Raw genomic sequence first — 19275 nt, 5'->3', positions numbered from 1 at the left:
TCTGTCAAGTATTTTTTCTAGGCAGTCTCTCATGCTTATTTTGTTTGATTTGTCAAGTTCACATTATACCAAATTAGATGAGCTTACCCTGGGTTGGGGTGAGGTTTAAAGAGCTTTCTAAGAAAGTGAGATGCTTCCCTGCAAGAATAAATTAGAATTAATTATTACGCATCAACCTATTAAATAGAATATTCAGCCAGATGAACGAAGAATTAAAACATAAATTTTACATCAGCACCGATAAATCTAAATTAGATATTCAAATTATTCATAATTTTTTACAAACTTCCTATTGGGCTGAAAATATACTATTAGCTCTTGTGGAAAAGTCAATAAAAAATTCTTTATGTTTTGGACTTTATGAAGGTAATCAACAAGTTGGCTTTGCCAGAGTCATCACTGATTATGCAACTTCTGCGTTGTCAAAAGATGTTTTTATTCTGGAGCCTTATCGAGGACAGGGTTTAGGAAAATGGTTTGTAGAATATATTTTGGAATATCCAGAATTGCAAGATGTTCAAAGGTGAATGTTAGGCACAAAAGATGCTCATGGACTTTATCGCCGTTATGGTTTTAAAAATTTGACAGAGCCAGAAAAAATCATGATGCGTTTAAATTCTAATGCTGATCAAGCATAAGCAATTTCTAAATTGGGCAAAGCTTATCTAAACCACTTTCACTAGATAAGCGCTCCCGGTTATTTCCTAAAAGCGCTGATCAAGCGAACTATTTGACTACAACAAAATAAAAATTAGTGACTCTTCTGATTTTGAGAATGGAAGGGACAACCGCCTGCCGTTAATTTCTCAAGAAAGGTATTATTATCAAAATAATGCTCTAAAGACTCAATCTTCAAATCATCAGTCACGCGAGCAATACTAACTCCTACTACTTCTATTGTTTCCCCTGTGGGTGCATAGTCTTTATAGGAACCATTAAATGTTCCCCAATGTCGCCACTTAAAGGTTACATTAGGTGGCCCCGAAAGGACTTCTGTTAATTCCCAAAGAAAGCCATTACGAAAAGCATTATGAAAAACTTGAAATGAAGATTCAAAGGTTTCTGATTTTGAGCTATACTGCTGACTTTCACCCAGAAATAGGTTATAAGTACCTTCGACTGCAACATCTTGAGCAGTGTATTGTTCTCCTCCATTGCTACTCATTCTAAACTTATCAGTAACAATCGAAAGCCACTGTTGAGGATTAGATTTATTAGAAGCTTCCATCTCAAAAGTTCGGACTAAATTTTGAGCGATTGCTTCTAAAGAACCTTCTGGATGCTGAAATTTACTCTCTTGATGAAGAAATTCATTGGTGTGAGAATAATCCGGGCGTATTCCTTCTCGCCATTGTACTTCTTCATCATGAGCAATCACTATATCTCTATCTTGTACCCAGAGGGGCAATTCTGGGGTTTTTTCGTTACTCATACAAGCTAGCTGACTATAAACATTATTTTTTAGAATAAAGTTTTATGGATATTAGGTAAATCTAAAAATATAAAAATGTAAACAATATTCATAATGAACTCAATAGACTTGACTTTTTGCCAAAATTAAAAGATGAACAAAAAGAACCACAGATAAATATTGAGGTTCATCTGTGGTTCGATTGTTTTTAGACTTTCTGTGCAGATACTTCCTCTTGCTTTTCTTGAGTTTGCAATGCAGAATATAACCTATTCAACGCATTTACATAAGCTTGCGCGGATGCCACAATGATATCTGTGTTCGCCGCATGACCGGAAAATACTCTAGATTCATAACGTAAACGAATCGTCACTTCTCCAATGGCATCAATACCGGCTGTTACTGACTGCACAGAAAACTCAATCAACTGGTTGGGCACATTCACCACACGATTGATGGCTTTGTAAACTGCATCCACTGGCCCAGTACCGATGGCAGCATCAGTTAAGTCTTCACCTTGTGGGGTACGCAGGGTGACAGTAGCAGTGGGAAGGGCGTTGCTACCACAGGAAACTTGCACCAATTCTACCCGGAACAAATCGGGTGCTTGTTGGATTTCATCGTTAATGATCGCTTCTAAATCCCAATCAGAAATTTCTTTCTTTTTATCTGCTACATCTTTGAATCTGACGAATGCTTTATTTAATTCAGTATCCGACAGTTCAAAGCCCAATTCTTTCAACCGAGTGCGGAAAGCATTTCTCCCTGAATGTTTGCCCAAAACTATTTGATTGTCTGTCAAGCCAATCAATTGAGCATCCATAATTTCGTAGGTCAGCCTGTTTTTTAACACACCATCTTGGTGAATCCCAGACTCATGGGCAAAGGCATTCGCCCCCACGATCGCTTTATTTGGTTGTACTAACATTCCCGTCAAATTAGAAACTAAGCGTGAAGTTTTGTAAATTTGGCGGGTATCGATATTTGTCAGGGATTCTTGAGAATCTGCTGGTCTTCCCAAATAAGGGTTAAAATATTGCCGTCGGACATGCAATGCCATTACCAATTCTTCTAGTGAGGCATTTCCGGCTCGTTCGCCAATCCCATTAATCGTACATTCTAGTTGCCGTGCGCCATTTTTTACGGCTTCTAAAAAGTTAGCAACTGCCAAGCCTAAATCATTATGACCGTGAACGGAAATAATCGCTTGGTCGATGTTGGGGACATTTTCGATAATCCCCTTAATTATGGCTCCAAATTCGCTAGGAGTTGTGTAACCCACAGTATCGGGAATGTTAACTGTTGTTGCACCAGCTGCGATCGCTCCCTCTAAAACTTGGTAAAGAAATTCTGGATCGGTACGAGATGCATCCATCGGCGAAAATTCTACATCTGTCATGAAGGATTTAGCATAAGCTACCATTTCTTGGGCGATCGCTAACACTTCTGCGCGTGACTTCCGCAACTGATACTCTAAATGAACATCAGAAGTCGAAATAAATGTGTGAATTCTAGCGTTAACTGCTGGTTTTAATGCTTCGGCGGCGGCTTGAATATCTGCTTTTATCGCTCTTGCTAAACTGCAAATTATCGGGCCATTTTCTACCCCGACAATTTGAGAAATCTTCTTGACTGCTTCAAAATCTCCGGGACTAGCAAAGGCAAAGCCTGCTTCAATTACATCTACACCCAGACGCGCTAATTGCTTGGCAATAACTAGCTTTTCGTCTATATTCAGAGTTGCTCCTGGACACTGCTCTCCATCTCGCAATGTCGTATCAAAAATGATGACTCGATCTGTTTTGTTTGTCATTTGCGGTTTGTAGTTTAGTTTAGACTTGTGGCTTAATATATCTTCAACCTTAGTTTTTCTTTTACTCTTACCTTTGTAAAAAATTGTTAAGGCTACTAACCTTCAGTTTTTTCTATTTGTTCTCTGATATCATTTAAATCTATATATCTATCAGTAGCATTACGTAGCTCTCTCGCTATCATTCCTTCTGTTGATACTACCGTAATATGTGTATTTTTGGAGCGTAATAGCTCGATTGCTCTTTCAAAATCTCCATCGCCACTGAATAATACTACTCGGTCATACTGGTCTACTGTATTAAACATATCTACAACAATTTCAATATCTAAATTCGCTTTTTGCGAGTAACGACCAGACGTATCATCATAATATTCTTTCAGAATTTTAGTTCTGACTGTATATCCTAGACTAATTAGAGCATCTCTAAAACCTCGCTGATCTTGTGGGTCTTTTAAGCCAGTGTACCAGAATGCATTAATTAATGTTGTTTCTGATTGCTCATGTTTGAAGTATTCTAAGACTCGCCGAGGGTCAAAAAACCAACCATTTTTTTGTTGAGCATAGAACATATTGTTTCCGTCTACAAAAATAGACAGACGATTCATTGGAGAACCCATACAAATTTACACCTAATAATATAAATGAATTTAGATTGAACAATAGATTATAGCAATTCTCAAATGACAAGTTTGCTAATATCTATAAAGTAGCCTTAGAACTATAGCTTTTATCCTACCTCTTTCAAGGCATAAAAACGGTTGCAACATTGGAGTTGAGATACTGGGTGCTAAACCTTATTCACCTCCGGCACTGCAAGAGCTACCCTGTGATCAAAATCTACCAATAAAATTGACCCAGTAACAGCATTCATCGCTGTATAACACTAAATTTTACTCCTAAAGAGGTATAGCATAGGCTTAAGGTAGGATATAAATTAATGCCTATCTATAGGTAAAGCTTTCACCATCAGGACACGCTTTGTGGGGAGTACCAATATTGCACCAGAGACAGAAGACGGACTTGAGACAGCTTCTGGTAGAGCATCGACTTAGTAACCTACCTGTTGGTTGGGTTGGGGAAAAATCTCGCCGCAACCAAATGCACAGGCGGAGTATATCCGGCTCTAATCTGTGGGACAATCACTCTTTTATAACTCACTCAACAGAAAAAGAATAAGTTAGGCAATGCCTGAGTAGAAATCTCTTGGGGGCTAGCTCTGGTAATAAAAGTTTGTTGATGAATAAAAGATACTTTACAAATGTATAAGATTGTCATTTAAGTCTTATTTCAATGTGCTTGTAGTAAAACGTGGTCTGAATAAATAAAAGTGTTGGACTTAAATCAATCAGTAACACGATATGGCAGAAGAACCTACATCTACCTTAACTAAAAACTATGTGTCTCCTGCCAATAGACTGTCAAGTAAACCGACAAAAGTAACTTTCACAGCATTGGCTTGCCAATCTAAGTGGATGGTTAGCTTAGGTCATCTCCTCGCTGGTGCTTGGGTAATGGGGGCGGCACTGCTGAGTGCTTCTGGTGGGGAATTGGTTCAATTGAGCGAAAATAAGGCGCTTTCTGACTTTTTTCAACTGCGTAGGCCGATTGTGCCTCCAGAAGATATCGTAATTTTAGCAATAGACGATCAATCAATATCAGTTCCCGAACAGTACTATAAAACAGATCCGAAACAATATGCCTACCTAGAAACACTGAAATCTTATCCTTATCAACGTGCCGCATATGCTCAAGTAATCACAAAGTTAATCAAAGCAGGATATCGGCTGTGGTAAATCCACTGAGTTACTGCGGTTAAAGGCCGAGTTAGAGCAGCAGGGATTGCATGTAGTTTATTTTGAGTCTAGCCAAAGCCTGGATATGGCTGATATTGATGTTACAGATATTTTATTAGCAGTAGCTCGTGAGGTGAGTCAAAGCCTGGAAGCAATAAAAATTAACCTTAAACCAGGATACTTTAAAAATCTGTTTACAGAAGTTTCAGAGTTTTTGCAAACACCACTAGATATTGGGGTGGAGGCTGAATTATCTGTAGGTATTGCCAAGATTACTGCCAAAACTTGAAGCTTGAACAACATGCAAGGCAGATATTAGTTAATGCTCAACAAGAAGCCAAGCGACAACTTAGCCAAGGGCGGATGGGGTTGATGGTGAGTTCTGGTTTAGCGGTATGTCTATTATTATTGGCAGGTATATCATCTTTATAGGCATTGAGTCAAATTATAGCAGTAGACAGACAGCTTAGGACATTCGCAAACCCTAAGAGAGCGGCTGTCACAGCTATCCATAGCAGACTTGTCCTAACCATTATGGCAGCCGCTATATTCTCAATAAAATTAAAGAACCTAATCAGTTCCAAGGGCATCAAGGCGGTATCGGTAGCGTGAGTTTCAGCCCGGACGGCAAAACTATCGCCACGGCATCTTGGGACAAGACAGCGCGGTTGTGGTCTGTGGAGAATTTAAACCAATTGCTGATGCGGGGTTGCAATTGGTTGCATGATTATTTGCAGAATAACTCGAATTTGGGTGAGAGCGACAAGCGTCTCTGCGATGATATCAAGTAGATGGTTGGCAAAAGCCCTGGCAATGTATATTTAATTTTGCATGATATCATGTCCGCTTGATTACTTATTAAACCCGAAGAACCCCAAAGAGCCAAAGCTACGCTTCGTCTCCCCTCCCCGCTCGCGGGGAGGGGATTAAGGGGTGGGGTCAATACGGTTCGGTTAAGCCCAAAAAATAAAAATGTGTAAGTTGGGTTGAGGAACGTAGCAAGATCCCGCAGGCTAACCCAACATATTGAGAGTTTTGTTGGGTTTCACTTCCCTACGGGACACTACGCGAACAGTTCAACCTAACCTACAAATATTTTTAACTGGGAAAAAACTTTTGTGCGATCGCAGCACCATCTCACATAAGCAGAAGGTAATAAAGGTATAACACTTACCTAATAAAGGTTTTGCCGGCATATTTGCCGCAACTTTGCCAAAAGATACAAAAAAGTAGCCAAATTTTTGCCAATATAATATTATTTCCTAAAATTCACTTGGCAAAAATCGGCATGAGTGAAAAACCCATAGAAGGTAACGGCAAGGCTTTTCTCGTTCTACTTTTGCCCATCTCGTTTTTGATTATTTTCCTAGTTGCCACCTGGAGGATTTTACTAGCGGTAATTTTGCTGGTAATTGGCTTCAGGGTTTGGCAGGAATATCAATGGCAACAGTGGACTGTGCGAGTTAACCCAATTTTTCATCAGTTAGTTCGGGAAAATCAGGGCAGACTTACGCCAATGGACTTGGCAATCAGGGGCAATTTTCCTGGAACAACGGCAAAACGCTACTTGGATGGTAAAGCCTCGGAATTTGGTGCTAGTGTACTGAACTCTGAAGATGCAGGGCAGTCTTATTACTTTATAACTGCCAGCATTCTTGGCAATATCCTTGACAGTAGTGAGCCTGTTAAAGAGCTTCCGGCTCAACCAGTTACTAAAACTGCGCGATCGCTCCTAGCACCACCACCAACCCCACAGGAGGAAGAACCAGAAACCGAATCACTCCCACAGCCAACCCATGAGCAAGTTAAACGATCGCTGGAAAAACAGTTAGTTTTTGGCTCTCTGATCCAATCTGAACTTGCCAAACGGCTAAATGTCTATTCTAGTACGGTTTATAAACGGCGAAATGATCCAGAGTTTCCAGAGTGGAGCCGCAGCAAAGACCCTGATGGTATTGCCTGGTCATACTCGGAAAAAATTAAGGAGTTTTTCCCAGTGGAGGAAGAAGCTTAAACAGTTCGATAGACATAGGAGTGAAACATGGCGTAGGCACAATTCATGAATTGTGCCTACCAAGGATTTTGAGCAACGCAGAATTAATTTTCACTCCTATGTCTAATATAGGACTAGTCCTTTCAAGGTGACAAACGAAGATACGTTGTTCCAGTGCTACCACCTTGAATCCTCCGCTCAGATTTGGGGATTTTTGAAGGTCGAAATAACCAATCTTCGTTCCAAATTTCACCACCTTGAAAGGGCTAGTACAAGAACCCCACCCCCAACCCCCTAAGAGCAAGCGAGGAGGCGACTATGATGTACCTAATATGATTAAGCAACGCTATAATTACTTTTGATTTTTGAATTCTAAACCCACAGCTTCGTTGATAGAATTTAATCCGCTTTGTTCTAGTAGGATAAGCAAACCTAAAAGAATCCGGCGTACCATCAGTGGTCCTTCGTAAATCCAGCCAGTATAAACCTGGATCAGGCTAGCACCAGCAGTAATTTTCTCCCAAGCATCTTCAGGAGAAAAGATGCCACCAACGCCAATAATCGGGATTTGTCCTTGGGTTTGCTGCCAAATAAAACGAATTACCTCAGTGGAGCGATCGCGCAATGGTTCACCACTAATTCCGCCAGCTTCATGCTGGGGTGATTTGCCAGTTTGGTCAATCACCTGGGTTTTTAGTCGATCACGGCGGATAGTGGTGTTAGTGGCGATAATCCCCGCCAATCGGTAGGTTTTAGCAAGAGTTATAATATCAGCGATCGCTGACCATTCTAAATCTGGCGCTATCTTGACAAAAATTGGTTTTTGTGTATTATTTTCTTCTTGTAATAAATTCAAGATGGCACTGAGCATAGAAGCATCTTGGAGCGATCGCAATCCCGGTGTATTGGGAGAAGAGACATTAACAACAAAATAGTCTCCCAAATCCTTGAGTAAGCGATAGCTATCGAGATAATCCTGTGCGGCTGCTTCTAGGGGAGTTACCTTAGATTTACCTAAATTTATCCCTATAGGTATTGACTGGCTTAACTCCTGTTTTTCCTGTCCCAAACGTGCCGCCATTGCTGCTGCACCACGATTATTAAAGCCCATCCGATTGAGAGCAGCTTTATCCAAGGGCAAACGAAACAAGCGGGGACGCGGATTTCCTGGCTGTGCGTGAAAAGTTACAGTTCCCAATTCTGCAAAGCCAAAACCCAGGTTAGACCAAATGCCAGCAGCTACTCCATCCTTGTCGAAGCCAGCTGCTAACCCGACGGGATTAGGGAAGTTTAGCCCAAACAAACTTTGTTTTAGGCGGGAATCGTACAGACATAAGGACTGCTTTAGGCGTTGGTTTACCCAACTAGCAGGAGGGTGATCGCCTGTTTCCGATAGCAAACTAAAACTGCGAATCGTCTGTTGGTGTAGCCACTCGGAATCGGTTTTTACCACATTGAACAAAAGCGGACGAATGGCAAATTTATAAATATCCATTAGCTTTTATAAAGAAGAACTCAGAAGTCAGCAGTCAGAATTCACTCCAGAATTATCTACGAGTGGGTAATGAGTCCGCAAACGTCATTACGAATTACGTTAGCGAGTCATCGAGCGTCATTACGAACTTGTACTGAGCGCAGCCGTTGGCGCAGCCTCTCGTAGAGAAGTATTACGAATTATTTTAAATAGACTGCCGCGCTTACTCTTTAGCTTGTCGGAGTTCTTTTTTAGTTTGTCGGAGTTCTTCGGCAGAATTTCTCATTTCTTCAGCAAGCTGTCGCTGCTTCTCTTGTGAAATCCTAGTGTCTTCAGCAGACTCTCGCTTTTCCTCTAAGACTTGTCTGTGCTCCTTTAGAGCATCAGATGAAGTTTCGCCCATTTCTCTAGCACTCCCTAATCTAACTTCAACGAACCCCTTAGCTAGAACTTTCAGCAAACACCCCTGGCAATATTACTCAGGATGCTTTTTTGGGCATCTTATATATTACAAGCTATGTTAACCAATAAATCAGATGGGGCAGCCGCAAAAATCTATAGCCGCCGAACAGCAGATCCTCTCGTTGGCACGTGTCCTCCAGAGCCTCAGAGAAGAAGATGATGTTGACGTTCTGATTCAAACTACTATTTCTTATCTCAAAGAACAGTTTGACTACAGACTGATTTGGATTGCTCTTTACGATCGCCTGAATCACATATTGTTCGGCAAAGGTGGCACTACACCTGATAATGATACGGTCTTTTTACGCCAAAGAGTTGTTCTTAGTCCTGGAGATTTATTAGACCAAGTAGTGATTGAACAACATCCCTTGGGTGTAGCAGATTTACAAACTGAAATCCGCGCCGCCGAATGGCAAAAAATTGCCAAAAAATTCCAGATCAAGGGAACGATTATTTTACCAATTCGCTATAAAGATCGTTGCTTCGGCTTGCTGTTACTAGGTTCAGAACGCTGGGGCTACCTAATAACAGGGGAAGCAAAAGCCCGTTTGATGATGGTTTTAGGCGAACTGGGGGCAATGATTTCTCAAAATGAGATGGATTTGCAGCACAAGCAAACTAAAAGAACTGACGAGCCATTGTTAGAATTGCTGGAAAATTTACGCAGCCTGACTAACCTTAATCAAAGACTTGAAGCAGCAGTGCAAGCAACTCATAAATTTGTCTCTCCCAGTCGGACAAATATTTACTGGTTTGAGCGGGAAGGGCGTTACTTTTGGTGTCGGATGAGCAATCAGCTTGTCAAACTCGATCCCAATTCCAGCAGTCAGCAAGCAGCAGGAATGACGGTGCAGGACTTGAGCGACTTTTATTATGCTTTGACAGTTAATCAAATTGTCTCGATTGGTGGTGCCCACAGTTCTTTAAAGAGCCATTTTACGGCAAAATTGCTGCAACGGCTGAAGCTGCGATCGCTCTTGGCATCTCCGATCATCTGGCAAAAGGACTTAGTAGGTTTTCTGGCGGTAGAAAGCAATGAACCTCGGATCTGGACGGAGGCAGACAAAAATTTTGTCCAGGGTGTTGCTGGCTTTATCTCTCTGGTTGCATCTAGCGAAAGTATGGAAAGCACTATCAAACAGATTCAAGAGGATGCTCAACTAACTAGCCAAGTTGCCCAAGGTATTTATAGCGAACATGACCTTCAGGATACTTTGCATAGCTGTGCTAAAAAAGTTTTAGCTCGACTAACTGCGACGCGATTTCTGCTGTTGCAGTATGACCCTGAGCAGAATAATTATCAATTTATTTATCAAAATCAGCCCCATAATCGCCGACTGTTGACATTTACCCTTGATACTCTCAAAGAATTAGATGGGCAGCTTTTGCAACGTTCAACTCAAGCGGTGGAAATTCAGAACTTAGATGAAGATTTACGCTTTTTTAACTGGCGTCCCTTGTTGTTAGAAAATGGTGTGCGATCGCTACTTGTTTGTAAATGCACTCACGAGCATATACCAGGAGCGCTTTTAGTGATCACTCACGAAAGTCATCATTCTTGGACAACTTTGGAAAAAGAATTGCTGTGGGCTGTTAGTCAACAGATTGGGGTCATTATTCGTCAGTGGCAATTACATAACCGCACCACCCAGCAGCAAAAAGTTTCCCAGGCATTTGAGCAATGCATACGCATCCTGACACAATCCCAGAACAGCAAAATTGAGGTCGAAAAAAAGCATTTAGAACGTACAGCACTCGAACAAATAGCATCGATTTTGGGCTGTCCCCTAGCGATAGTGCTATCTTGGTCGCCTGGTGAAAGTTGGGCAGAAATTATCCCTGGAGTGATTGACAATAGTCAATTTGGGATTTTTTTTGATGCATCTATTCCGATCCAGGCTGAAGCCTTAATTCAGTGGGCACTTGTTACGGAGAATTACCTGACTTTGAAGGTGGATAATTTACCCCCGGAAACCCGGAAATGGTTGAAAGCTCCAGACAAAGGTCAAATTTTGGTGATGGCATTACGTACCAATGCTGATTATGAAACCACAGGTGTAGTGTTGTTGGCAGACTATCAAGAGCGTCGCTGGTCAGAACAAAACCTCAGTGCGATCGCAACTCTAATTTCTCTATTAGCTTGGTGGCGTCGTGAAAAGCAAATTACTCAACTTCTAAAATCCACAATAGAGGAATTACGACAACTCAACTGGTACAAACATCGTCGCCTTGAGCAAATCCAAAGAATAACGGCGCTGTCCCTTAAACAAATACATGATTTGGGCATTCCTACTAATGAACTTACTCAGATGCGCTACCAACTATTGCTACAGCAGTTAGATCACACAGTTACCTCCATGAGTGGAATGCTTAAACTTGAGCAGTGGCGGCTACATATTAGTTGGGAAACTATGTCCATAGCCAGTTTACTGAAGCGATCGCTCGAACGCATCGAAAATTTACTTAAACAACAAAAGCTGTGGATTGGTGTACATGGTTTGGGACAGCAAATTGAAGTGCAAGAGTCGCCAAATAATTCTTCATTAGCTAGAGGCGTTTCTACCTCAAACGCTCAATCTGCAATGGCGATCACTGGTGATATTGTCAAAATTGAATTAGTTATCCATGAATTATTGGTTACTGCCTGTAACCGTTCTCAAACTGGCGGCAGAATTGATATTTGGTGTCGCCGTTTTGATGCATCTAAAAACCTAAATGCAAAGCATTCTTTTGCAAGCGTAGGAACTGATCATCAGACATCGCTAGAACTGTCGATTACATACAACGGTGCCATCGAACCACAGTTACTTACGGAACTACATGATAATACATCGAAAGATGTGCTTGCTCCCTCCAACCTCGACCAACCACCAGCCTTACATCTGCTGATCTGCCAAAACCTCATGCAGGAGTTGGGAGGAGAGTTGAATTTCTACCAATTACCAGATAATCGGGTAGTTAGCCGCTTGTTGTTGCCGTTAGTTGGTCATGATTCTTAGAGGATGTTTGAAAAGTATTGGGCGAATAGAATTCACTACTACACAAACAAACGTACTCCTACGGAGAAGCAAGCTACGCGTAGGGTCTCGCAGAGAAGTCCACGGAGGTGGACTAAGGAATAAGAATTAAATAACATACAATTTATGTCCCTGGCTTACCTCACCCTCAATCCCTCTCCGATATATTGGAGAGGGAAGCTAGATACAGGATGAAGTTTTGCATTTTATTTAATCCACATTCCTAAGAGAAAATCAAGGGGCTTTTAACCTCTCTGTAGCAAATCCCCTACCGCTAATACGTAATGACCACATCGCTGAATGGTGGACTAGAGACATTTCAGCAGCCAGTCTAATCAGTGGTGCCGGACAGATTCGCGCACGGGGACGGCTGGCCTTATTTGCTAAAGTAGCGGATATTGACGCTTTAATTGCTCAAGCAATCAATGCTGTACGGGAAATTCGCACTAGTAAACAAGTATTTTCAGATAACTTTCAAGTTTCCAGTCGGGATGGTGTCGAAGTTTTTATTGTTGGCAGTTTGGCTGGCGGGACGGGCAGTGGCAAATTCTTAGATGTGGCATTTTTAACACGAGAACATCTCAGTAATTTTTCTAATATTACGGGGGTATTTGTTTTACCGAGAGTGTTTGCCAATATTCCCCAAACTCATTTGGTGAAATCTAATGCTTATGGCGCTCTCAAGGAAATCGAACACTTTTGGGGATTGTCGCCGTCTTAATAGCATTGAGATTGATTATGGGATCAGAAAAGTCAAAGCCGATCGCCCTCCATTTGATGCGGTATTTTTAATTGACGGGGTTAACAAAAATGGAACTGTAATCAGTCGTCCAGATGATTTACAAAATTTAGTTGCAGATGGTTTGTATATCCAGATTGGTTCTCAAATCGGTCTAGATGCTGCTAACGTTGCTGATAACATTCGGGCTTATCTGGCAACTGGTGAAAAAATTCGAGGACGCAATATAAATTACTGTAGTTTTGGCTTTGCTACCCTGACTCTGCCAGTACAACAATATGAGCGGATGAAATTAGAGGACGCTCAAAACTTGTTAAAGAATGAGTTAATGGCATCTACCCCAATAATCGATTTAGAAAACGAAATCACTCGATTTTTAGAAGATTGCAACTTAGCAACGAAGGTAAGCTTTTAGATCATCTACTTTCAGAGTATAACCCTCTGAATTAGGCGTTAAATCGCCCTATTTATGCTATGGCGAGAAACGCGAACCATCCATTTTGCAGAACTTAAATTAAAAAAATATCCCATCGTCGGGGCATATTGCAATACACCCCGACGAATGTACTAATCAGCAAAAATTCCGAGTGCGGAGTGTAATATCATGTCCGGGTAATTACAGCGTATTTCAGGTAAATAAAGTACACGGGTAGGGGCACAACATGTTGTGCCCCTACGATTATCTGTACCTCACCAAGTTGCAATCTGCTGTAGCGAGCAATGCTTTGCCCGGACGACAGATTTCATTGGCTTTTTAGCCCTTTTCAACTGGATAGTTATTTTTGCCGGGCTGTAATAACTTCTCATAAACTAACAGAGAGACAGATGTGAAGTTATGTAAATAAAATTCACAAATATGACAATAATTTGTAATAAATAATGATGCAGCAGCATTGTATAAAGATAAGTTGAAGAAAAAACAACATCTTAATCAGGTTTTCCAGTGGTTCAGAGAAGTTTGAAGTTTTCTAACAAAAGTTTTAATCTGAAAGCCTGGAGATCGTAAACTTATTTCTTGAGATGTCTGTTTTAAACCTTTCGTAACTCGTCAGGCAGTACTGACATCAAAAATAAACTGAACCATTCAGTTTTGAGTCGAATTATTCATAACCAAGCAAATTTGGAGATTTAACGTAATGGTTTTAGATGCATTTGCAAAAGTAGTTTCCCAAGCTGATACACGTGGGGAATATCTCTCCGATTCACAATTGGATGCATTGAGCGAACTAGTCAAAGATGGTAACAAGCGTGCAGATGCTGTTAACCGGATTACCAGCAATGCGTCTGCTCTTGTTGCTGCTGCGGCTCGTGATTTGTGGGCAGAACAACCCCAATTGATCACTCCCGGTGGTAATGCTTACACCAGCCGTCGCGCAGCTGCTTGCATCAGAGACTTAGACATCATTCTTCGCTATATCACCTATGCGATCTTTGCTGGCGATTCTAGCGTGCTAGATGACCGTGCCCTTAATGGTTTGCGGGAAACCTATTTAGCATTGGGAACTCCAGGAGCCTCAGTTGCGGTTGGTATTCAGAAGCTAAAACAAGCTTCCTTGGCCATTGTCAACGATACAAACAACATCACCAAAGGAGATTGCAGCGCTTTGGCATCTGAAATAGCTAGCTATTTTGATCGTGCTGCTTCAGCAGTAGCTTAAGCCAGACATTGCTGCTATCGACTGAGATAATTGTCCATTAGGACAAAACAAAATTTCAACCAAAAGTTTGTAAAAGGAAAATACCAAAATGACAAAAACACCTCTAACTGAAGCAATTGCATCGGCTGATTCTCAAGGACGCTATCTCAGCAGCACCGAGATTCAAGTTGCTTTTGGTCGCTTCCGCCAAGCGCCAGCTAGCTTACAAGCAGCAAAAGCCTTGAGCGCCAATGCTCAACGATTGACCGAAGGTGCAGCTCAAGCTGTGTATAGCAAGTTCCCTTACACCACTCAACAACAAGGCCCCAACTTCGCGTCTGATGCACGCGGTAAAGGCAAGTGTGTACGTGATGTAGGCTACTACTTGCGGATTATCACTTATGCCTTAGTTGTCGGTGGCACAGGCCCCTTGGATGATTTCTTGATTTCTGGCTTGGCTGAAATTAACCGGACTTTTGATCTGTCTCCTAGCTGGTACATTGAAGCTCTCAAGTACATCAAAGCCAACCACGGTCTAAGCGGTGATCCAGCTGTTGAAGCCAATTCTTACATCGACTATGTAATCAATACTCTAAGCTAGAGTATTTCTTTAGCCCGGAGAGGAAATCAGCTCTGATGACAAGTAAGTTCTATGAGTTGTTTACCTCTCCGGGCAGTTTTATTTTCAAAAGACTGTTAAAAGACTAGAAAAAATTTTTCTAAAAAGTTTTCAGTTTTGCAGTTAAAACTGAGGAGGTTAAAAATGGCAGCTTTGGGACAAGCAGCAAGATTAGGGATTGGAGCATTTGAAAACTCAGCACTGGTAGAACTACGTCCTGATCGAATAGAAGCGGATGTGGCAGTGATTATCCGGGCAGCTTACCGTCAGGTTTTAGGTAATGAATACCTACTGGAAGCAGAGCGTCTTGTCAGTGCGGAATCACTGTTGCAGGAAGGTTCAATCTCAGTTCGGGGATTTGTGCAAGCCATTGCTCAATCGGAACTCTATCGGGATAAGTTTTTCTACTCCAACTCCCAAACTCGGTTTATCGAGTTGAATTATAAGCATTTATTGGGGCGTGCCCCACAAGAGGAGTCAGAGATTTCGTACCATGTTGAGCTTTACAACTCACAAGGTTATGAAGCTGAGATTAACTCCTACATTGACTCATTAGAATATCAAGAGAGTTTTGGCGAAAATATTGTGCCCTACTATCGAGGCTTTAAAAGTCAAGTAGGACAGAAAACCGTTGGATTTGGCCGACTGTTGCAACTGTATCGGGGTTATGCCAATAGCGATCGCGCTCAAGGACAAAAACAAGGACGGCTAACCTGGGAAGTAGCTAAGAATCTAGCTTCACCCATTTACCCAGTCTCTGCCGGAGCCTTAACAGGTCTCTCTACAGGTGGTCGCGGCGAAACATACCGGATTACAGTCCTACAAGTAGCTTCCCCGAACTCAACTGTAGTACGGCGTGGTACTGCGGAATTGATCGTACCCTACGAACAACTTTCTAGTAAATTGCAGCAGTTGAATCGCAAGGGCAGTAAAGTGATTAGCATTACTGCCGTATAAATAGGGAATCGGGAATTAAGTGAGGAGTTAGAAGTTGTGAGTGAGGAGTGAGGAGCGATGCCCTGAGCAGTTCGGTAAGCTCACTGTAACACTTGCCGTTCGCGAAGGGTCTCGTAGAGAAGGGTTAGAAGTTATGAGTTTTAAATTCCTAACTCTACCCCTAATCTTAACTCTTAACTCCTAACTCCTAATTTTTCCCAACTACCAATTACAAAAGGAAAATTACCAATGGCTATTACAACAGCAGCGTCCCGTCTGGGAACAGAGCCTTTTAGTGATCAGGCTCCTGTAGAATTGCGCCCAAATGCAACCAAAGAAGATATTGAGAGAGTAATTGCTGCCGTCTATCGTCAGGTGTTGGGCAACAACTACATATTGACATCTGACCGCCTTACAAGTGCTGAATCTATCCTGCGCGATGGAAAAAATACAGTGCAAGAGTTTGTGCGTCAAGTAGCTAAATCAGAACTGTACAAATCCAAGTTTTTCTACGACAGCTTCCAAACTCGCCTCATCGAGCTGAACTATAAACATTTGTTGGGTCGTGCCCCCTATGATGAGTCTGAGGTGGTCTATCACTTGGACTTGTATCAAACCAAGGGATATGAAGCTGATATTGATTCTTATATTGATTCATCAGAGTATCAATCTAGCTTTGGTGAAAATATTGTCCCTTACTATCGTGGCTTTAAAACCCAAATAGGACAGAAAACTGTGGGATTTAGTCGGATATTCCAACTTTATCGGGGCTATGCTAGTAGCGATACCTCCCAACTGAAAGGCAAGTCCTCGCGCCTTGCTAGCGAACTAGGTCGCAATGGTGCATCCATCGTTGTTCCTCCCTCTGGTGGCCCCTCAGGCTTTTCATACGTTGCTTCTGAAAAAGGCGTTACCCCCAACAGTACTTTCGGTGGTGCGGGAACTTTTGGTAAAGAAGGCAGACTTTACCGTATTGAAGTGGCAGGCGTTTTTGGAGCTGGGTATCCTAGCACACGCCGTGTAAATCAAGCGGTGATTATACCCTATGAAGAACTATCTAGTTACTTCCAGAGAGTGGTAAAACAAGGTGGTAAAATTGCCAGTGTGAAACCACTTTAGTGTCATTGGTCATTAGTCATTGGTCATTAATTTTAGACCAAGGACAAAGGACTAATGACAACTTCAATTTATAAATTAGGAATTGATTTATGCTTGGACAAATTAATGGTAGAAATAGTAATCGCTCCTTCCGCTATGAAGTAGTCGGTCTGCGCCAAAGCGAAGAAACAGAAAAAGTTGGCTATCCGATTCGTTCTAGTGCCAGTGTGTTTTTCACGGTGCCTGAGAACCGGATGAATCAAGAAATGCAGAGAATTACTCGCTTGGGTGGGAAAATAGTCAGCATTCAGCCATTGAACGCCCAGACTCAAACAGATAGCGAACACAGCGATCATCCTTCTGCTCATGAATCCCAGTCCGCAGAAAATTGAAGATTTATCACTGACAAGTGACAATGCCGACGGTGAATCTTTAACGATAGAGCAGGCTCTAGCTAATCTTGAAGGTGCAGATTTAGGTCTGCGGTTTTATGCTGCCTGGTGGTTGGGTAGGTTTCGGATATCTGAAGCAGCAGCGGTTACAGCACTGATCAAAGCGTTAGAGGATAAAGCCGACAGGACACCAGAAGGCGGATATCCTCTACGACGAAACGCCGCTAGAGCCTTAGGAAAACTAAGCGATCGCCAGGCAGTATTACCTTTAATTGGGTGTTTAGACTGCTCGGATTTTTATGTGCGGGAAGCGGCGGTACAATCTTTGGAGATGTTGGGTGATCCGCTTTGTATTCCCGCGCTGATCAAGTTATTACAAGTAGGCTTGCAGGAAGAGCAGCTGATATCAAAGCAGCCTGATTTATCTCAACCTTACGACTCCATCTTAGAAGCCTTGGGAATCTTGAGGGCGACTGAGTTCATCCCTTTGATAAAGCCATTTTTAGAGCACCCAATCGAATTGGTTCAATATGCTGCTGCACGAGCTATGTATCAATTAACCCAAGAACCAGTTTATGCAGAACGGTTAGTACAAGCTTTGGCGGGAGAGAAATTGCAATTGCGTCGAGCAGTCTTAGCAGATTTAGGAGCTATTGGATATCTACCCGCAGCAGATGCGATCGCGCAGACTCTTGCCGAAAATAGTCTGAAGCTAATTTCTCTTAAAGGATTATTAGAATATCAAGTTAACCACACCGCAGCAAGCACTTTGTCAGTAGGTGCGGTTAAAGTGATGAATTTGATGGACTCGCTGTTGTAGTTCTAAGTTATATAGCAGTCTGCTTTGATTTTTGAAATTATTTGCGTAGACAGGGAGTGGGCTTGCCGTGAGCGTAGCCGAATGGAAGGAAGCCTTTTCAGGGTGTACTGAATTTTTTTCAAAAATCAAATAGGAGTCCTATAGATATAGCGGTTTCCAGGTGCATGAAGTATATATCAAAACCTCACCCCCAACCCCTCTCCGTGAGTTCGGAGAGATGAGATATAAGCAGAGCTTATCGGGGTGAGGTTAAGCTATACCTGACTAGATTAGGAAAGGCTATAACGAGTTGTCATTAATACGTGTAAATTTAATTGTTTACCACAGCGAAACCCCCAAACTAACTGCGAAATCAGTGCTAGGGGGTTTAAATATGATGGTAACTACGGATAACCTAAGCTAGAATTGGCTGACGACTAATGACCCATGAAAAATTATTATGAATAATAGTGAACTTGCCCAAATATTGATCCGTGCTGTGGAAGAAGCAGATTCTTCAGAGCGCTTAGTAGACGCAGTTCAAGAGTTAGCAGCAGCTGGTATAGAGGAATCCGTTCCCACACTGATTACAGCTTTGGGCTACAACAATCCTGGTGCGGCGGTGGCGGCGGTAGATGGACTAATTGCGATCGGGGAAGCCGCAGTACCACCACTATTGGAACTAATTGATAATTACAACTATGGTGCTAGAGCCTGGGCTGTTCGTGCCTTAGCGGGAATTGGCGATATCCGAGCGCTGGATACGTTGTTAGAGGCAGCAAAAACCGATTTTTCTTTGAGTGTGCGGCGGGCAGCTGCCAGGGGATTAGGCACTTTACGCTGGCACCAAGTACCGCCTGAGAAACTGGAATCTGTTCAGACTCAGGTATTAGAGGCGCTATTACTAATTTCTCAAGATCCAGAGTGGGTAGTGCGCTATGCAGCAGTGACGAGTTTAGAAACCCTAGCGATCGCGATGCCTGCGGCGGTAAACAACGCAGTCAGTTTACCCAATCAAGCGTCGCGGATTACAAATCAACTTCAGCAAATGCTCGATACAGATGCCGATCTGGGAGTTCGCACCCGTGTAAA

General features: G+C 42.2%; 19 protein-coding genes and 2 pseudogenes. 16 read left to right on the top strand and 5 right to left on the bottom strand.

Annotated elements, in window-relative coordinates; genetic code table 11:
* The first annotated feature begins 200 nt into the window (after positions 1–200).
* Positions 201–527, top strand: coding sequence for a GNAT family N-acetyltransferase (locus ACYTXL_RS07900; protein ID WP_461924219.1), 327 nt, complete (start codon positions 201–203; stop codon positions 525–527).
* Positions 528–751: 224 nt separating this feature from the next.
* Here ACYTXL_RS07900 and ACYTXL_RS07895 read toward each other — a convergent pair whose 3' ends face one another.
* The 3 genes from ACYTXL_RS07895 to ACYTXL_RS07885 all read right to left on the bottom strand — a co-directional run bounded on the left by ACYTXL_RS07895 (position 752) and on the right by ACYTXL_RS07885 (position 3841).
* Entirely contained in the window at positions 752–1432 is a 681-nt protein-coding gene (locus ACYTXL_RS07895) for a SnoaL-like polyketide cyclase (protein ID WP_461924218.1), read from the bottom strand.
* Positions 1433–1619: 187 nt separating this feature from the next.
* Entirely contained in the window at positions 1620–3224 is a 1605-nt protein-coding gene (locus ACYTXL_RS07890) for a 2-isopropylmalate synthase (protein ID WP_461924217.1), read from the bottom strand.
* Between the two features lie 95 nt (positions 3225–3319).
* Positions 3320–3841, bottom strand: a complete 522-nt coding sequence (locus ACYTXL_RS07885) for a LabA-like NYN domain-containing protein (protein WP_196517317.1) — start codon at positions 3839–3841, stop codon at positions 3320–3322.
* Positions 3842–4582: 741 nt separating this feature from the next.
* On the opposite strand from ACYTXL_RS07885, the pseudogene ACYTXL_RS07880 reads away from it, so the two are divergent.
* From ACYTXL_RS07880 to ACYTXL_RS07860, 5 genes and pseudogenes are all read left to right on the top strand, one after another.
* Positions 4583–5008: pseudogene (locus ACYTXL_RS07880) on the top strand (CHASE2 domain-containing protein); the annotation flags it as partial.
* Positions 5004–5303 (top strand): annotated as a pseudogene (locus tag ACYTXL_RS07875) (ATP-binding protein); the annotation flags it as partial. The pseudogenes ACYTXL_RS07880 and ACYTXL_RS07875, both read left to right, overlap by 5 nt.
* On the top strand, positions 5303–5449 hold the full coding sequence (locus ACYTXL_RS07870) for a hypothetical protein (RefSeq protein ID WP_461924216.1): 147 nt from the start codon (positions 5303–5305) through the stop codon (positions 5447–5449). The pseudogene ACYTXL_RS07875 and the gene ACYTXL_RS07870, both read left to right, overlap by 1 nt.
* Positions 5450–5565: 116 nt before the next feature.
* Positions 5566–5808: a WD40 repeat domain-containing protein gene (locus tag ACYTXL_RS07865; protein WP_461924221.1), complete on the top strand. Its 243-nt coding sequence runs from the start codon at positions 5566–5568 to the stop codon at positions 5806–5808.
* Between the two features lie 497 nt (positions 5809–6305).
* The gene (locus ACYTXL_RS07860; RefSeq protein WP_461924215.1) at positions 6306–7031 is read left to right on the top strand and encodes a hypothetical protein; all 726 of its coding nucleotides are present in this window, start codon (positions 6306–6308) and stop codon (positions 7029–7031) included.
* A 331-nt stretch (positions 7032–7362) separates the two neighbouring features.
* On the opposite strand, the gene ACYTXL_RS07855 is transcribed toward ACYTXL_RS07860, so the two are convergent.
* Both ACYTXL_RS07855 and ACYTXL_RS07850 read right to left on the bottom strand, forming a co-directional pair.
* Entirely contained in the window at positions 7363–8505 is a 1143-nt protein-coding gene (locus tag ACYTXL_RS07855; RefSeq protein ID WP_461924214.1) for a quinone-dependent dihydroorotate dehydrogenase, read from the bottom strand.
* A gap of 202 nt (positions 8506–8707) precedes the next feature.
* Positions 8708–8887, bottom strand: a complete 180-nt coding sequence (locus ACYTXL_RS07850) for a hypothetical protein (protein WP_461924213.1) — start codon at positions 8885–8887, stop codon at positions 8708–8710.
* A gap of 133 nt (positions 8888–9020) precedes the next feature.
* Between ACYTXL_RS07850 and ACYTXL_RS07845 the strand changes: the two genes are divergently transcribed.
* The 10 genes from ACYTXL_RS07845 to ACYTXL_RS07800 form a co-directional block, all read left to right on the top strand.
* Positions 9021–11945 carry a GAF domain-containing protein gene (locus ACYTXL_RS07845; protein ID WP_461924212.1) on the top strand — a complete coding sequence of 975 codons (2925 nt, stop codon included), beginning with the start codon at positions 9021–9023 and terminating at the stop codon, positions 11943–11945.
* A 295-nt stretch (positions 11946–12240) separates the two neighbouring features.
* The gene (locus ACYTXL_RS07840) at positions 12241–12684 is read left to right on the top strand and encodes a tubulin-like doman-containing protein (protein WP_461924220.1); all 444 of its coding nucleotides are present in this window, start codon (positions 12241–12243) and stop codon (positions 12682–12684) included.
* The gene (locus ACYTXL_RS07835) at positions 12635–13117 is read left to right on the top strand and encodes a tubulin-like doman-containing protein (protein ID WP_461924211.1); all 483 of its coding nucleotides are present in this window, start codon (positions 12635–12637) and stop codon (positions 13115–13117) included. Before ACYTXL_RS07840 ends, ACYTXL_RS07835 begins: the two co-directional genes overlap by 50 nt.
* 721 nt (positions 13118–13838) lie before the next feature.
* Complete coding sequence (locus ACYTXL_RS07830) at positions 13839–14360, top strand: phycocyanin subunit beta (protein ID WP_292795291.1); 522 nt, start codon at positions 13839–13841, stop codon at positions 14358–14360.
* A gap of 88 nt (positions 14361–14448) precedes the next feature.
* Complete coding sequence (gene cpcA, locus ACYTXL_RS07825; RefSeq protein WP_118168224.1) at positions 14449–14940, top strand: phycocyanin subunit alpha; 492 nt, start codon at positions 14449–14451, stop codon at positions 14938–14940.
* Positions 14941–15102: 162 nt separating this feature from the next.
* Complete coding sequence (locus ACYTXL_RS07820; RefSeq protein ID WP_461924210.1) at positions 15103–15915, top strand: phycobilisome rod-core linker polypeptide; 813 nt, start codon at positions 15103–15105, stop codon at positions 15913–15915.
* Between the two features lie 228 nt (positions 15916–16143).
* Positions 16144–17013, top strand: a complete 870-nt coding sequence (locus tag ACYTXL_RS07815) for a phycobilisome rod-core linker polypeptide (protein WP_461924209.1) — start codon at positions 16144–16146, stop codon at positions 17011–17013.
* 89 nt (positions 17014–17102) lie between these two features.
* On the top strand, positions 17103–17384 hold the full coding sequence (locus tag ACYTXL_RS07810) for a phycobilisome linker polypeptide (RefSeq protein WP_461924208.1): 282 nt from the start codon (positions 17103–17105) through the stop codon (positions 17382–17384).
* Positions 17359–18204, top strand: coding sequence for a HEAT repeat domain-containing protein (locus ACYTXL_RS07805; protein WP_461924207.1), 846 nt, complete (start codon positions 17359–17361; stop codon positions 18202–18204). The genes ACYTXL_RS07810 and ACYTXL_RS07805 overlap by 26 nt, the downstream gene beginning before the upstream one ends.
* Before the next feature lie 439 nt (positions 18205–18643).
* A partial coding sequence (locus ACYTXL_RS07800) for a HEAT repeat domain-containing protein (protein WP_461924206.1) occupies positions 18644–19275 on the top strand: 632 nt, incomplete at its 3' end.

Source organism: Nostoc sp., assembly GCF_054880495.1.
The sequence above is the reverse complement of the archived record's forward strand: the minus strand, read 5'-3'. Positions and strand labels throughout refer to the sequence as shown.

What these genes read in the sequence shown, in the direction of transcription:
- ACYTXL_RS07900 (WP_461924219.1), top strand. Translation starts at nt 201, where the DNA reads ATGAACGAAGAATTAAAACATAAATTTTACATCAGCACCGATAAATCT.
- ACYTXL_RS07895 (WP_461924218.1), bottom strand. Translation starts at nt 1,432, where the DNA reads ATGAGTAACGAAAAAACCCCAGAATTGCCCCTCTGGGTACAAGATAGA.
- ACYTXL_RS07890 (WP_461924217.1), bottom strand. Translation starts at nt 3,224, where the DNA reads ATGACAAACAAAACAGATCGAGTCATCATTTTTGATACGACATTGCGA.
- ACYTXL_RS07885 (WP_196517317.1), bottom strand. Translation starts at nt 3,841, where the DNA reads ATGGGTTCTCCAATGAATCGTCTGTCTATTTTTGTAGACGGAAACAAT.
- ACYTXL_RS07860 (WP_461924215.1), top strand. Translation starts at nt 6,306, where the DNA reads ATGAGTGAAAAACCCATAGAAGGTAACGGCAAGGCTTTTCTCGTTCTA.
- ACYTXL_RS07855 (WP_461924214.1), bottom strand. Translation starts at nt 8,505, where the DNA reads ATGGATATTTATAAATTTGCCATTCGTCCGCTTTTGTTCAATGTGGTA.
- ACYTXL_RS07850 (WP_461924213.1), bottom strand. Translation starts at nt 8,887, where the DNA reads ATGGGCGAAACTTCATCTGATGCTCTAAAGGAGCACAGACAAGTCTTA.
- ACYTXL_RS07845 (WP_461924212.1), top strand. Translation starts at nt 9,021, where the DNA reads ATGGGGCAGCCGCAAAAATCTATAGCCGCCGAACAGCAGATCCTCTCG.
- ACYTXL_RS07835 (WP_461924211.1), top strand. Translation starts at nt 12,635, where the DNA reads ATGGCGCTCTCAAGGAAATCGAACACTTTTGGGGATTGTCGCCGTCTT.
- ACYTXL_RS07830 (WP_292795291.1), top strand. Translation starts at nt 13,839, where the DNA reads ATGGTTTTAGATGCATTTGCAAAAGTAGTTTCCCAAGCTGATACACGT.
- cpcA (WP_118168224.1), top strand. Translation starts at nt 14,449, where the DNA reads ATGACAAAAACACCTCTAACTGAAGCAATTGCATCGGCTGATTCTCAA.
- ACYTXL_RS07820 (WP_461924210.1), top strand. Translation starts at nt 15,103, where the DNA reads ATGGCAGCTTTGGGACAAGCAGCAAGATTAGGGATTGGAGCATTTGAA.
- ACYTXL_RS07815 (WP_461924209.1), top strand. Translation starts at nt 16,144, where the DNA reads ATGGCTATTACAACAGCAGCGTCCCGTCTGGGAACAGAGCCTTTTAGT.
- ACYTXL_RS07810 (WP_461924208.1), top strand. Translation starts at nt 17,103, where the DNA reads ATGCTTGGACAAATTAATGGTAGAAATAGTAATCGCTCCTTCCGCTAT.
- ACYTXL_RS07805 (WP_461924207.1), top strand. Translation starts at nt 17,359, where the DNA reads ATGAATCCCAGTCCGCAGAAAATTGAAGATTTATCACTGACAAGTGAC.